The organism is Ruegeria sp. ABD4_443 (assembly GCF_056160865.1).
On record NZ_JBSWYA010000003.1, the window covers coordinates 211,811 to 226,313 of the forward strand.

Annotated in this window: 10 protein-coding genes; 7 read left to right on the plus strand and 3 right to left on the minus strand. The window is 62.6% G+C overall.

The features are described from left to right. Window positions 1-41: 41 nt before the first annotated feature. Window positions 42-1,022, minus strand: coding sequence for a TRAP transporter substrate-binding protein (locus ACXAG8_RS08130; protein WP_475223339.1), 981 nt, complete (start codon window positions 1,020-1,022; stop codon window positions 42-44). A gap of 660 nt (window positions 1,023-1,682) precedes the next feature. On the opposite strand from ACXAG8_RS08130, the gene ACXAG8_RS08135 reads away from it, so the two are divergent. From ACXAG8_RS08135 to ACXAG8_RS08165, 7 genes are all read left to right on the plus strand, one after another. Then, window positions 1,683-2,012, plus strand: a complete 330-nt coding sequence (locus ACXAG8_RS08135; RefSeq protein WP_475223340.1) for a helix-turn-helix transcriptional regulator — start codon at window positions 1,683-1,685, stop codon at window positions 2,010-2,012. Window position 2,013: 1 nt separating this feature from the next. Next, window positions 2,014-3,297: a HipA domain-containing protein gene (locus ACXAG8_RS08140; protein WP_475223341.1), complete on the plus strand. Its 1,284-nt coding sequence runs from the start codon at window positions 2,014-2,016 to the stop codon at window positions 3,295-3,297. 160 nt (window positions 3,298-3,457) lie between these two features. Then, a complete protein-coding gene (locus ACXAG8_RS08145; protein WP_475223342.1) occupies window positions 3,458-5,401 on the plus strand; it encodes a TonB-dependent receptor domain-containing protein in 1,944 nt (647 codons plus the stop codon). A 149-nt stretch (window positions 5,402-5,550) separates the two neighbouring features. Continuing rightward, entirely contained in the window at window positions 5,551-6,969 is a 1,419-nt protein-coding gene (locus ACXAG8_RS08150; protein WP_475223343.1) for a circularly permuted type 2 ATP-grasp protein, read from the plus strand. A 3-nt stretch (window positions 6,970-6,972) separates the two neighbouring features. Continuing rightward, window positions 6,973-7,914 carry an alpha-E domain-containing protein gene (locus ACXAG8_RS08155; RefSeq protein WP_475223344.1) on the plus strand — a complete coding sequence of 314 codons (942 nt, stop codon included), beginning with the start codon at window positions 6,973-6,975 and terminating at the stop codon, window positions 7,912-7,914. A 3-nt stretch (window positions 7,915-7,917) separates the two neighbouring features. Further along, window positions 7,918-8,715, plus strand: a complete 798-nt coding sequence (locus tag ACXAG8_RS08160; protein ID WP_475223345.1) for a transglutaminase family protein — start codon at window positions 7,918-7,920, stop codon at window positions 8,713-8,715. Window positions 8,716-8,727: 12 nt separating this feature from the next. Further along, a complete protein-coding gene (locus ACXAG8_RS08165) occupies window positions 8,728-9,477 on the plus strand; it encodes a proteasome-type protease (protein ID WP_475223346.1) in 750 nt (249 codons plus the stop codon). A gap of 110 nt (window positions 9,478-9,587) precedes the next feature. Here the strand turns inward: ACXAG8_RS08165 and ACXAG8_RS08170 are convergent, their stop codons facing one another. Continuing rightward, entirely contained in the window at window positions 9,588-12,101 is a 2,514-nt protein-coding gene (locus ACXAG8_RS08170) for a cation:proton antiporter (protein WP_475223347.1), read from the minus strand. A 124-nt stretch (window positions 12,102-12,225) separates the two neighbouring features. Next, window positions 12,226-14,406: a Tex family protein gene (locus ACXAG8_RS08175; protein ID WP_475223348.1), complete on the minus strand. Its 2,181-nt coding sequence runs from the start codon at window positions 14,404-14,406 to the stop codon at window positions 12,226-12,228. Window positions 14,407-14,503: the final 97 nt, after the last annotated feature.

Below are 14,503 nucleotides of genomic sequence, written 5' to 3' on the forward strand. Positions count from 1 at the left end.
GGGCGCCCCGGCCGGTCAGTCCCGGCCGGGGCGACGTCGGATCAGTTGCTCGAATACTGCTCGATCAGTTCAAGAGCACGGGCACGCAGGCCGGTGCCGTCCAGTCCGTTTTCATCCATCTCGGCAACCCAGGCCTCGGTGGTGGGCTGCGACGCGGCCTTCCATTCCTCGACCTGTTCGGGGCTGAGCGTGATGATGTTGTTGCCGCGCTCCATCGCCTGCTTGTGGGGCCCGGCGTCATCCGCCTGCATCTGCTTGCCGGCAAAGGCCGAGAATTCAGCACCCGAGTTGGCGTCGATAATCGCTTTCAGATCATCGGGCAGCGCATCCCAGCGATCCTTGTTCATCGCAAAGATGAAAGTGGTGGTGTAAAGCGTGTCATCGCCAAAGGTGGTGTGGTTGTCGACCAGTTCGGTGACTTTCAGCGCGCCGGTCACTTCCCACGGAATGACGGTGGCGTCGATCACGCCCTTTGACAGCGCTTCGGGGACTGCCGGGACCGGCATGCCGACCGGCGTTGCGCCAAGCGAGCTGAACAGGCCGTTGGTCACCCGCGTGGGTGCGCGCAGTTTCACGCCATTCAGGTCGTCGATGCTTTGGATGGGGGTTTTGGAATGGATCAGACCCGGACCATGCACCCAAAGCCCAAGGACTTTGAACTGCTTGAAGTCGTCATCCATCATGGTTTCTTCGGCCAGATCCCAATACGCGCGCGAGACCGCTTCGGCATTGGTCATGGTGAAGGGCAGTTCAAACACCTCGGTCCGCGGAAAGCGGCCGGGGGTGTAACCCGAAACGGTCCAGACGATATCGGCAACACCGTCAATGGCCTGGTCGATCAGCTGGGGCGGCTTGCCGCCCAGTTGCATCGCCGGAAAGCGCTGGATCTCGATCCGGCCATCGGATTCCGCCTCGATCTTGTCAGCCCAGACATCCAGGATGTTCTTTGGCACGTTGGCCTGTGCTGGCAGGAACTGATGCATCCGCAGCGTCACCTCGGCCGCCAGGGCTCCGGTTGTCATGGCGCCGAATGCAATCGCCGCCACTGCAGACTTCAGTAGGTTTCTGCGCAAGTTGGTCATGGTCTCCTCCCTTGATGACCTATGAGGATCACTCGTGAGATTAGTGATTGCTCATAATGATTATAGATTATAACTATTTTCGTCCAGCGTTTTTATCCGTTAGGTTTCAGAGGCTTCGCGGCCGGACGCTGTTTGGCATGCGCGGGGCTGGGTGATTCTGACCCCTTGGATACTGTTGCGTTTTGGTGATGTGCGGGTCGCCGGGTCACGCCGGTTGCCGCCTGGATCCGCTTTATGCGCATGAAAAACTCCTCCCGCGTCTACACTGCCTTGCGTGGGGGCAAAGGTAAATTGATCAATCATCGGAGATAGTTTCGGGATTCGGAAACTAACGAGGGAAAATTTCGCGGTTTCTTTCCCTTTTGGCCAAAACCCGCCCCGGCGGTACAGGTTGTGCCGCTGTATGTGGTCCCAGCGGGTTCGGGGGCGATCTGTTTGGTTGGGTGCGTCGGTGTTCCCGATCGGTAACAATCTGGGGCATTTGGGCCGCGGGCTTCGAAAAGTGCCCGATCGGGAACATTTTGGCTTGATTTTGGATTCTTGCACCGTATGTTCCCGATCAGGAACATTTACGTGACCCAGCTAGGCAGAGGTGCCGTCATGCAACGTGACAATCCACCGACCCATCCGACCGACGCGGCGGCATCGGGGGCCGAGGACGCGCGCCGTTTCGGGCAGATGGTGCGCGCGCGCAGAAAGGCGCAGGGGTTGCGGCAGGAAGACGTGGCCAGCGCCACCGGCGTTGGGCGGCGCTATATCGTCGACATGGAAAACGGCAAGCCAACCCTGCGGATCGGTCCGGCGCTGAGGATTGCGCGGTATCTGGGGATTGTCCCAACGGTTCAGGCGTCCGCCTCGGCGGTGCCGGGCGATGACCTGCCTGACGGGATCGCGGATGACGCGGCCGGTCTGCCGCCGCTGGAAGACTGAGATGAAGATCTATTACGAAAACCGCGAGGTTGCGGAAATCGAGGCCACGGCCCTGGGCGCGCGGCTGACCTATGCCCAAAGCTGGCAGAGCTTGCAGGGGGCCTTTCCGGTTTCGACCCGCATGCCGCTGGACAGCCCGAACCATGCCGAAACCGAGGTTCTGCCCTGGGTGGCCAACCTGTTGCCCGAAGACCGACAGCTTGAGATGGTGGCGCGCGCCACCGGGGCGTCACAGGCCGACCCGCTGGCCCTGCTGGCCAGTATCGGGCGTGACACTTCGGGGGCAATGTCCTTTGCGGCGCGGGGTCTGACGCATATGGCAAGCCGGCCCGTTCCGGACGAGGACGCGCTGGAACGGATCATCGAAGAACTGCCGAAAAAGCCGTTTCTGGTCGGGGACGAGGGCGTTTCGATGTCGCTGGCCGGTGTGCAGACCAAGATCGGTGTGCATCTGGACGACACGGGCGCGGTCTGTATCCCGATCGATGGGGCGCCTTCGACCTGGATTCTGAAACCTGATGCCGCCGCATTGCCGGGCGGGGTGTATAACGAGGCGCTGTGCCTGCGCCTGGCCCGGCTGGTCGGCATTCCCGCCCCGGATATCCGGCTGGGCCGCGCTGGCGCGCGCCGGTTCCTTCTGGTGCAACGGTATGACCGGTTGCACCAGAACGGCACCTGGCGGCGCCTGCACCAAGAGGACATGTGCCAGGCCCTGGGCCAGTTGCCCAGTGCGAAATACGAGCATAACGGCACCGGCCAGCGCGGCCCGCGGGTCCGCGATATCGTCGGCGTGATGCGCAATTTCGACCCGCTGCGCGGGGTCCTGTCGATCTTTGACTACGTGATCTTCAATGCGATCACCTGCAACACGGATGCCCATGCCAAGAACTATTCGGTCATGGTGCTGCCGACCGGGGTGCGGATGGCGCCGATCTATGACGTCATGTGCGCCAAGCTGTGGGCGGGCATCACCAGGAAACAGGCCATGTCAATCGCGACCAAGCGGGACGGGGATTATTTCAAGGGGCGCCATTGGCAACGCGAGGCCGCGCTGTGCGGTCTGAGCCAAAGCGCGGTTCTGAAACGTGTGAACGAGCTGTGTTCGGCCGTTATCAGCCACTTGCCGCAGGCCGTCAGCGACATAACGGCGATGGACGGCGATGCTGCCCCCTGGGTGGCCCAGGTCAGTGGCTTTGTCGAAGAACGGGCGCAGTTCCTGGTGAACGGTCTGGACGAGCAGGACCCGAATGCCGCCGCCTGGGCGCAGGAGCGGCTGGAGGCCTGACCTGCCCACAGCGCGCATGGCCGGATTGCAGGCCTGTCCGCTAACTTGACTCAAACAGTCGGGTTCTATACCGCCAACCGCGTCAGCCAGCTGTGCGGTCCCTGGACCCTTTCGCCCGCAAATCTCAGAAAACCAAAAAATACCGAGAGGGACAGACCATATGGTTCTGACAAAGAAAGCCGCGCTGTTGGCGTCGGCGGCGATCCTTGGTGCGACCGCATCGGCCGCGCAGGAAGTGATCGACCTGGCACCGATCCGGGTCGAGGATACGAGCGCGCAGGAAACGCTGGGCAACCGGGTCATCACGCGCGAGGAAATCGAGGAGCGCAACCCGTCATCGATGGCCGATGTCTTTGACGGCGAATCCGAGGTTGTGTCGACAGGGGGCGCGGCCATTGCGCAAAAAGTGCTGGTCAACGGGATCGAGGAAAGCCTGCTGTCGGTCACCATTGACGGCGCGCGCCAGAACAAGTCGGCCTTTCACCATACCGGAAACGTGCTGATGGACCCGACATTGCTGCGGCAAGTCGATATCAGCTCGGGGATTTCGCCCGCCGATGCGGGGCCGGGTGCGGTGGCAGGTTACATCGCTTATGAAACGATGGATGCGCGCGATCTGCTTGAGGACGGTCAGACCTTTGGCGGCAACGCCTTGCTCAGCTATGGCGATAACGGCGACAGTTTCCGCCGGACCTTGTCCCTGTTTGGTGCCAGCCAGGGGTTCGAGTTCCTGTTAAGCGGCAGCCGGATGACCGGTGACGATTACGAAAGCGGTTCGGGCGAGGTTGTGCCGGGGACGGAACCCGATCTGTCGTCGATTACCGGCAAGATTGCCTATACCACGGATACCGGAAAGCGGTTCGAGTTCTCGGCCAACCAGACCGAAGACAATGGCGACCGCGCGATGCAGGCCGGGCCTGGCGGGTTGTATTTCGCCCGCCCGGACTTTGCCGGTGTCGTCGGGCGCGACAGTGTTTACCTGCCGGCACTGGCGCAGCGCACATCCTATACGTTCACCTATACCGACGAAGCGCCCGCCACGGGGTTCTCGCCGATGGTGCAACTGTCCTATAACAAGCAGCGCGTCGAAGCAGGGGCCGCGATCGGGACGAATGCCAGCCTCAGCGGCAAGATCGAGAACGATTTCAATTTCGGGTCGGGCGTTCTGACCGCGGGGGTTGATTTCTTTCACGATACCGCCACGCCAGACGGGCCGCTTACGACCCCGTTTGCCAAGGAAACGCTGGACAATATCGGCCTTTATGCGCAGATGCGCCAGGATATCGGCTCGCGGGTTTCACTGTCCTACGGGGGTCGGATCGACAGCCAGAAATTCGAACTGGCCGACGGGTCCGATTACAGCGAAACCGGCATCAGCGGCAATGCGCAGCTTGACGTGGTGTTGACCGACACGCTGACCTTCAACATCGGCGCGGCCTCGACCTGGGGCGGGTACGAGCTGAGCGAGGCGTCGCTGATCAACCTGTTTGGTCCGTGGACCTATGGCACACCCACAACATCGCGCGGCGAAAGCGCGCGGATGGGTCTGCGGTATGCCAACGGCCCGTGGGAGGCCAGCGGCGCGCTGTTCTACACCAAGGTCCATGACGTGAACGACATTCTTGGCTCTAGCCGCGATACCGCTGACCTGACCTCCAAAGGGATCGACGCATCGCTGGCCTATGTGGCGCAGCGCGGCTTTATCCGCCTGAACTTCACCGATGCGGATGTCACGGTGGACGGCGACACGATAAGCTCGACCGCGTATTACTATGGGCGCCCGGTGGGCCAGATCTTTGGCCTTTCGGCGGGCTATGCGGTGACGCCGCAACTGACGGTCGGCGGCACGGCTGAGATCGCACTGAAGAACGAGGACACCGAAGGTGTTGGCGGCATGACGACCTTGCCTGCCTACGAAGTGTTCAACGTCTTTGCGTCATATACGCCAAAGCAGTTTGACAATGTCGAGTTCCGCGTCGACGTCCGCAACCTGTTCAACGAGACCTACGTGTCGCGTGCCTCGGACGGGAATGGCCTGTCGAACGTGGTCGCGCTGGATGAACCCGGCCGCAGCGTCTTTGTGACGGCCTCGGTCAAGTTCTGACAAAAAATTGCCGGGCGCGACCCGTTGCGCCCGGCACCCGGCCCCTGGGGCCGCCCAAACCGCCCGAAAATCAGACATTGACCGCCGTGCGGACCCGGCGTGGGCCCTGACGGGGTTGCAAACCTGAACGGGTTCGTCAAACTCGGCCAATGGACCAGTACTTTGACGAAATGTATCACGCCGACGGGTCGCTGCGGGGACCGTACCGCGAAATCGGAAGCTGGCTGGATACCGAGGATGCCGCAAGACTGCGAAAAAAGCAGCGCGAGGCAGAAGAAGTTTTCCGGCTGACCGGGATCACCTTCAATGTCTATGGAAAGGCCGAGGCCGAAGAACGGCTGATCCCGTTCGATATCGTGCCGCGCGTGATATCGGGCCGCGAGTGGAAGCGCCTTGAACGGGGCATCGACCAGCGGGTGCGCGCGATCAACGCTTTTCTGCACGACATCTATCACCGGCAGGAAATCGTGCGGGCCGGGCGTGTCCCGGCCGAGATGATTGCCGAGAACGAGGCATTCCTGCCGCAGATGATCGGTGTTTCACCGCCAGGGCAGATCTATACCCATATCGTCGGGATCGACCTTGTGCGCACGGGGCCGGACGAGTTCTATGTTCTCGAAGACAACGCGCGCACACCGTCGGGTGTCAGCTATATGCTGGAAAACCGCGAAACCATGCTGCGGATGTTCCCGGAGCTTTTCAGCGCCTCGAATGTCCGCAGCGTTTCTGATTATCCGCGCAACCTGCGCCGGTCACTGGCGGCCTGCGCCCCGACCTGTGCCGCCGCCGAACCGACAGTCGCGGTGCTGACGCCGGGCATTTACAACTCGGCCTATTTCGAACATGCGTTTCTTGCCGACCAGATGGCGGTTGAACTGGTCGAAGGTCACGATCTGCGCGTGACGGATGGGCGGGTTTGCATGCGCACGACGCGCGGCTACAAGCCAATCGATGTTCTGTATCGCCGCGTCGATGACGAATTTCTTGACCCGCTGAATTTCAACCCCGAAAGCGCGTTGGGGGTTCCGGGTATTCTGGATGTCTACCGCGCTGGCGGCATCACGATTGCCAATGCGCCCGGCACCGGAATTGCCGATGACAAGGCGATTTATTCCTATATGCCTGAAATCGTCGAATTCTATACGGGCGAAAAACCCATATTGAAGAACGTGCCGACCTGGCGCTGTTCCGATCCGCAATCGCTGGCCTATGTTCTGGACAACCTGTCCGAGCTTGTCGTCAAGGAAGTTCACGGGTCCGGCGGCTATGGCATGCTGATCGGGCCTGCAGCAAGCAAGCGCGAACTGGCGGCGTTTCGCAAAAAGCTCAAGGCGCGGCCTGCCAATTACATTGCCCAGCCCACTCTGTCGCTGTCGACGGTTCCGATCTTTGCGCGTTCCGGGCTGGCGCCGCGCCATGTGGATTTGCGCCCCTTCGTTCTGGTCTCGCCCGACGGGGTTAAAATTACGCCCGGCGGGCTGACGCGGGTGGCGCTGAAAAAGGGGTCTTTGGTGGTGAATTCCAGCCAGGGAGGCGGAACCAAGGACACCTGGGTTCTGGAGGACTGAGCCATGCTTGGAAAAACTGCGGGCGGGCTTTTCTGGATGAGCCGGATGCTGGAACGGGCCGAAAACACGGCGCGTCTGCTGGAAACCGGACAACGCATGGCCCTGACCCGGTCAAAGGACGCGGACGAGGAATGGGGATCGGTTCTGCAGACCGCAGGCGTGCTGGACAGTTTTCTGCACCAGAACGGCGAAGTCACCAAGTCAGCCGCCATCGACTGGATGTTGCGCGACCTGGACAACCCGTCTTCGGTCCGCTCGGCGGTCAAGCAGGCGCGTGACAATGCCCGGCTGGTCCGAACGGCACTGACCAACGATGTCTGGAGCGCGGTCAACGCGACATGGATGCGGGTTGATGCGCAGCTCAAGCGCAAGGTCAGCGAACGCGACCTGCCCGGCCTGTTGGAAATGGTGCGCCAGCAATCCGCGCTGGTGCGCGGGGCCTATCTGGGAACGATGCTGCGCAATGATATCCACGACTTTGCCCAGCTGGGCACGTTCATCGAACGGGCCGACAATACCGCGCGCATCCTGGACGTAAAGTATTACGTTCTGCTGCCCACGGCGTTTTCGGTGGGGTCCTCGCTGGACAATGTGCAATGGGAAAGCATCTTGCGCTCGGTCGGGGCCGGGGGCGGTTACCGCATGACCCACGGCCAGAAAACGACGCCATCCGAGATTGCCGAGTTTCTTATCCTGGACAAGCGCGTACCGCGCAGCCTCAGCTATTGCTGCCGCCATATCCGCGAAAGCCTGGGCCTGCTGGAACAGGAATACGGCGCTCAGGCGCCCTCAGGCGCGGCGGCGCAGGCCCTGCACGCCAAGGTTTGCGGGCAAGAGATCGGGTATATTTTCGATTTCGGCCTGCATGAATACATTCAGGACATCCTAAGAGACCTGGCCGGGCTGAGCCGCCAGATCGAGGTCGATTACCGGTTTTACGAGTGAGCCATGAAACTGCATATCAAGCATGAAACCCGATATGATTTCGACGCGCCGGTGCCCTTCGGTCTGCAACAGCTGCGCAAGACGCCGAAATCCTTTCGAAATCAGAACGTCCTGCATTGGGACACGGTCGTTTCTGGCGGCTCGAAAGAGCTGAGTTTCGAGGATTTTCACCGCAACACGGTCGAACTTATCAGTTTCGAGCCGAACACCTCGCATATCGAGCTGGTCTCGGAAGGCGTGGTCGAGATCTCGGATACGCATGGTATCCTTGGACGGCACGAAGGCTCTGCGCCGCTGTGGCTGTTCAAGCGTGAAACAAACCGGACCCGCCCGCAGGCCGGGATCGCCGAGCTGATCCGCACCGTTGATCAGGGCGCGCCGCTGGACAGGCTGCACGCGCTGTCGGACCTGATACGTGACCGTGTGGGATACCGCGTCGGCAGCTCGCAACCGGACTGGACCGCCGAAGACGCCATCAGCGCGGGATGCGGCGTATGTCAGGATCACACCCATATCTTCCTGGCCTGCGCCAGAAAGCTTGACCTGCCCGCGCGTTATGTCTCGGGTTATCTTATGTTGAACGAAACAGAATTGCAGGACGCCACGCATGCCTGGGCCGAAGTCCATGTGGACGGGATCGGCTGGGTGGGGTTCGACGTGTCAAACGGAATATCCCCCGACAACCGCTATGTTCGGGTTGCAACCGGTCTGGACTATGCGCAGGCGGCTCCGATAATAGGAAGCAGGTTTGGAGCAGCAGGCGAACGACTGACGGTGCAGGTGCAGGTCGCGCAGCAGTAGCGGGGGACAGGAATGACCTATGCGGTGGGGATGCGGCTGGACCGCGGTCTGGTTTTCATGTCGGACACGCGGACCAATGCCGGTGTCGACAACATCTCGACATTTGAAAAGATGTTCAACTGGACGGTCGAGGGCGAGCGGTCGATCACGCTGTTGACGGCGGGAAATCTGGCCACGACCCAGGCGACCGTCAGCGTGTTGGAAGAAAGAACCAAAGCCCATGCCGAGCGGTCCCCGTCATTGCTGGAAGTGCCGACGATGTTCCAGGCCGCCCAATTGGTTGCCGACACGTTGAAAGATGTGATCGAGATGCACGGCACCCAAGGTCAGCAGGCCGACAGCGCCTTTCACGCCACGCTGATACTGGGCGGCCAGATCAAGGGCGGCCCGTCGCGCCTGTTTCTGATCTACCCCGAGGGCAATTTCATCGAGGCCGGTGTCGATACCCCGTTTTTCCAGATTGGCGAGACCAAGTACGGCCGTCCCATCCTGGTGCGTGCTTATGATCCGGCGATGTCATTTGCCGATGCGGTCAAGCTGTTGCTGGTCAGTTTCGATTCGACCATCAAGGCAAACCTCTCGGTGGGTGCTCCGCTGGATCTGTTCCTGTATGGTGAGGACAGTTTTGAGACCGGACAGCGTTCGCGGTTTGAACTTGATGACCCCTATTTCCGAACCATTTCCGACGGCTGGGGCGATGCGCTGAAATCGGCTTTGGCCCGGTTGCCCGAATACGCGCCCGACGCCGCCGACGGGGACTGAACCACAGGCCCGCAACGCGGTCTGGCATTTTCGCCGGCTGCTGGCGATACTCCGGCGAAATTCGATACTTGGGGACTTGCCTCCGTTGCCGGTCTTGTCCGGCGGCGCCCCTATTCTTCGGGCGTGGAGCCCGGCAGCAGCTGCCGGTCCTGCACCCCCAGCTTTTCGGCGCTGGTGCGGACCGCGGCGCGCAAGGCCCGGCTGCGTTTGAGCAGCCGCAGAAACCGGGTTTCATCCAGAACCAGCAGGGTGGACGGCGCGATGGCCCGCACCTCGGTCCTGCGGGGGCGTTTCATCAGGATCGCCATTTGACCGAACATTTCGCCACGCCCCAACCGCCAGGTCTGACCGGCATTTTCCATCTCGATGGCGCCCGAGGCGATGAAGAAAACGCGCCCAGCCGTGCTGTCCTTGCGCAGCAGGACCTCGCCTGCATTGGCATGCCGTGTCTTCAGTACCCGCCCCAACCGCCTGAGCGAACCGGCATCAAGGTCCCGGAACGGCGGGAACTGCCGTATCAGCTCGGTCCGTTGCAGCGCGATATCCAGGGGCGGGCGCTGTTCGGCGGTTGCGCGCCGCTGCGACAGGTCCTGCATCAGCGCGGTATAGACCTCGGCCCCGATCAGCCCGTCCTGCCGCAAGGTGTTGTATTCAAATTCCTCAAGGCGCAGGGCCGTCCGGCGGATGAACCGGCGTTCAAGTTTCTCGGCATAGCCGGGATATTGCAGTTGCAGCCCGTCAAGCGCGGTTTCGACCGTGTCGATGCGCCGGGACAGAAGCCCGTGCAGCAAATCGGCGACCCGGCGGCCGTGGATGCGGCGGATACGGCCGTCGATAAAGCCATCCAGATCGCGCAGGATCAGCCGATGAATAAGCAGGTGTTCGAACCGGTCGGCGGTCAGCCGCGCCAGCGGCAGGGATATGCGCAGGCGGTTGTGCAGAAACACGGCGGCCCTAAACCGCGGGCCAAAGGCGACCGAGCGTCGGGCCGCGCGCTGGTACCCGCTGCGTCCACTGGTCCTTGCCGCTTCGATCAGGCGGTCCGCATCCGACAGCACCTGTTCGGCCATACGGGACGAAATCGACCGTTCGCGCAACCGCTCCAGGATCGTTTCGCGCTCTTGCCCGGCCAGGGCGATCAACCCCAGCGTGATCCGGTCGCGGTCATGGATATCGGCGCTGTCCTCGGCGGTTTTCACGGCGCTTTGCAGGCGGTCGCCAAAGCGTATGGCCTCGGACCGGACGATATCGCGGTTCAGCTCGTAGTTGTCGGTGCTCTTGGCCACGTCTTCGCGCACGCTTTGCAAGGCGACGGCGACGACCTGCCGCGACAGGGCCTGGTCCAGCGGCGAAAGACGGTCCAGGCCCAGGCGGGTCACGACCCAGCGCAACGTGGTGCCCTGTACGATCAGGGTGAACAGGGTGAACCCGGTGGCCAGAATGCCGACCACGCGCTGAATGCCATCGGGCACGCGAAAGCTCTCGGTGACCGCCAGCGCCAGCGCAAGGGTCAGCGCCCCGCGCAGGCCACCCCACAGGATTGCCATCTGGTAAGGTGGTTCGACCGCCGGTGACAGCCTGAGAAGGCTCAGCAGTGGCAAAAGCCCGAACAGAACGACCGCGCGCGCGGCGATTGCCGCCAGGATGACAATGCAGACCAGTCCGAAATCTTCCAGCCGGGCCTGACCCAAAAGGCGCGGGATCAGCAGCGCGGCGAGGATAAAGATCAATGCCCCGGCCCAATGCGCCAGCACATCCCACAGATCTCGGAGGTTCACCCAAACCTGCGGCGGCAACCGTCCCGGCCCGACCAGGTTCAGCGTCATCCCCGCCGTTACCACGGCAATCACGCCGGATGCACCGATGCTTTGTTCGGCGCCGATGAACGCCAGATAGGGCAGGGCGACAGACACCGAAAGCTGGGCCAGTTCATGGCGGCTGAACAGTGCCATGATCCAAACGCCGATCCGGGCCGTCAGCCAGCCGGTAAAGGCCCCGCCCGCGATCAGCACCGGAAACCGGGCCAGTGCGTCAGACAGTTTCGGGTCGGGCACGCCCAGCATGACAAACCCCATGAACAGGCCAAACAGGGCAATGGCCGCCGCATCGTTCAAGAGGCTTTCGCCTTCGATAATCCGTACCAACCGGCGCGGCGCCGAGATGGACCGGAATATCGAGACAACGGCCGAAGGGTCGGTTGTGGACACGATCGCGCCCAGCAGAAGACACGCCGCTAGCGGCAGGGCGCTGACCCAGTACAGCGCATATCCCACGCTGAGTGTCGCCACCACCACCGCGACAACCGCCAGAACCAGGATGGGAACCCAGTCGTCCAGCATGCGCCGCAGGTTCATGCCCAGTGTCGCCTGGAACAGCAGCATGGGCAGGAAGATATAAAGAAACACATTGGACCGGATCGGCAGGTCCAGCACCGCCTTTGCCATCGGGTTCAGCGCGTCCGTCAACTCGGTATTGAGAAAGAAGGTCGCAGTGGCCGCGATCAGGATGCCCAGGGCGGCAAGGATCACGCTGTAGGGCAGGCGCAAACGTGCCGCCAGCGGCTCGGCCGCGCCGATGACAAGGAACAATGAGGCAATCACCGAAGTGACAAGAACGACATCCATGGCCCCGCAATAACCGGAATTTCCGGCAAGGGAAATCAGCGGCCCGTGAAAACCGGCAAGAACGGGCCTGCCGCCGGTGCGGCGGTGCAAAATCCGGGCGGTGCCGGGTCTGTGTCCCTGACCGCTAGGACGTGCGTCCGCCGGATGCACCGCCCCGTTTGCGCATGGACAGCCCGATCCGCTTGCGCGGGACGTCGACCTCAAGCACGCGGACCTTGACGACCTGTCCGGCCTTGACCACCTCATGCGGGTCTTTGACGAACCGGTCGGCAAGCTGGCTGACGTGAACCAGCCCGTCCTGGTGGACACCCACATCGACAAAGGCCCCGAAGGCGGCGACATTGGTTACCGTTCCCTCCAACACCATGCCGGGCTTGAGGTCGGTTATCTCTTCGACCCCGTCGGCAAAGGTCGCGGTCACAAAGCTGGGCCTGGGGTCGCGCCCCGGCTTTTCCAGTTCGGCCAGAATATCGCGCACGGTCGGCAAGCCGAACCTGTCATCGACGAACTGTTCGGCCCGCAGGCCGCGCAGGGCACCGTCATGCCCCATGATCTGCCGGATGTCCCGGCCACAGGCCGCCACGATGCGGCGGGCCACGTCATAGGCCTCGGGGTGAACCGAGGACGCGTCCAGCGGCTCGGACCCGTTGGGGATGCGCAGAAAGCCCGCGCATTGTTCATAGGCCCGCGGCCCAAGTCGCGGAACCGCAAGCAGATCGGCGCGGGATTGGAACGCCCCGGCGCTGTCGCGTTGCTGGACGATCGCCTCGGCCAACCCCGGCCCAAGCCCCGAGACATGCGACAGCAGCGGGGCCGAGGCGGTGTTCAGGTCGACGCCGACGGCGTTCACCACATCCTCGATCACGGCCTCAAGGGATTGCGTCAGGCGGTGCTGGTCCACGTCATGTTGGTATTGTCCGACCCCGATGCTGCGGGGTTCGATCTTGACCAGTTCGGCCAGCGGGTCCTGCAGGCGGCGCGCAATCGACACCGCACCCCGCAGCGAAACGTCCAGGTCCGGGAACTCTCGTGCCGCCAGTTCGGACGCCGAATAGACCGACGCCCCCGCCTCGGAGACCACGACCCTGGTCGGGGCTTTCTGGTCCTTTGGCAGCAGGTCCAGCGTGTCGGCGACCAGCCTTTCGGTTTCGCGGCTGGCGGTCCCGTTGCCAATCGCGACAAGTTCAATCCCATGGCGCGAGATCAGGTTCAGGATCGCGGCTTGCGCGCCGCGCAGGTCGTTCTTGGGCTGGAACGGGTACAGGGTTTCGGTCGCGACCAGCTTGCCAGTGGCATCGACAACAGCGGCCTTCACACCCGTCCGGATACCGGGGTCCAGCCCCAATGTCGCGCGGGGGCCGGCAGGGGCTGCAAAAAGAAGATCCTTGAGGTTGCGCGCAAAAACCCCGATCGCCTCGTCCTGCGCACGGCTGCGCAGGTCGGCCATCAGCTCGACCATCATGGTCAGCGACAGCTTGACCCGCCAGGTCCAGCCCGCCACCTTGCGCAGCCAGGCATCGCCGGGCCCCGATCCGCGGGTGTGCAGATGCCGGGCGACGATGGCCTCGGCCCGCGCCACGCCGGTGTCCGGATCGGGCGTGATGTCCAGCGTCACGATCCCCTCTTTCGAGGCGCGCAGCATCGCCAGCGCGCGGTGTGACGGGGTGCGCGACCACGATTCAGTGTGGTCGAAATAGTCGCTGAACTTGGCACCGTCGCGGTCCTTGCCATCAATCAGTTTCGAGGTCAGCAGCGCCTCGGCCTGCATGAATTTGCGCAATTCGCCCAGCAATACGGCGTTTTCCGTCAAACCTTCGGCGATGATGTCGCGCGCGCCGTTCAAGGCATCCCGTTGCGTCGCCACATCCGCCGACAGGTAACCGGCGGCGAGCGTTTCGGGGTCGGCGGACCTGTCCGACAGAATGGCGTTGGCCAGTGGCTCAAGACCGTTTTCGCGCGCGATCATGGCCTTGGTGCGGCGTTTGGGCTTGTAAGGCAGATAGATATCTTCGAGCTGCGCCTTGGTCTCGGCCCCGGCAATGGCACCGGCCAGATCGTCGGTCAGTTTGCCCTGTTCGCGTATCGATTTCAGGATCGTGTCGCGCCGCGCGTCCAGTTCCCGCAAATATGTCAGGCGGTTGGACAGAACCCGCAACTGGCTGTCATCCAGCCCGCCGGTGGCCTCTTTTCGATAACGCGCGACAAAAGGCACCGTGGCGCCATCGTCAAGCAGCCGAATGGCCGCGCCCGCCTGTTCGGGCCGCGCGTTGATTTCCGTGGCGATGGTGCGGGCGATACGGTCCAAGCGGGCCTCCTTGCAGTCGGTTGGAGGCCCGTTCTAGCCAGCCGCGCAGCCAAGGGAAAGGGGGTCAGGCACGGGTCCGGGAAAATTCGGATCTGCA

Bases quoted from the DNA above. Each gene is read 5' to 3' on its own strand.
- ACXAG8_RS08170 (WP_475223347.1), bottom strand. From the start codon at position 12,101: ATGGATGTCGTTCTTGTCACTTCGGTGATTGCCTCATTGTTCCTTGTC.
- ACXAG8_RS08160 (WP_475223345.1), top strand. From the start codon at position 7,918: ATGAAACTGCATATCAAGCATGAAACCCGATATGATTTCGACGCGCCG.
- ACXAG8_RS08145 (WP_475223342.1), top strand. From the start codon at position 3,458: ATGGTTCTGACAAAGAAAGCCGCGCTGTTGGCGTCGGCGGCGATCCTT.
- ACXAG8_RS08135 (WP_475223340.1), top strand. From the start codon at position 1,683: ATGCAACGTGACAATCCACCGACCCATCCGACCGACGCGGCGGCATCG.
- ACXAG8_RS08165 (WP_475223346.1), top strand. From the start codon at position 8,728: ATGACCTATGCGGTGGGGATGCGGCTGGACCGCGGTCTGGTTTTCATG.
- ACXAG8_RS08140 (WP_475223341.1), top strand. From the start codon at position 2,014: ATGAAGATCTATTACGAAAACCGCGAGGTTGCGGAAATCGAGGCCACG.
- ACXAG8_RS08155 (WP_475223344.1), top strand. From the start codon at position 6,973: ATGCTTGGAAAAACTGCGGGCGGGCTTTTCTGGATGAGCCGGATGCTG.
- ACXAG8_RS08130 (WP_475223339.1), bottom strand. From the start codon at position 1,022: ATGACAACCGGAGCCCTGGCGGCCGAGGTGACGCTGCGGATGCATCAG.
- ACXAG8_RS08150 (WP_475223343.1), top strand. From the start codon at position 5,551: ATGGACCAGTACTTTGACGAAATGTATCACGCCGACGGGTCGCTGCGG.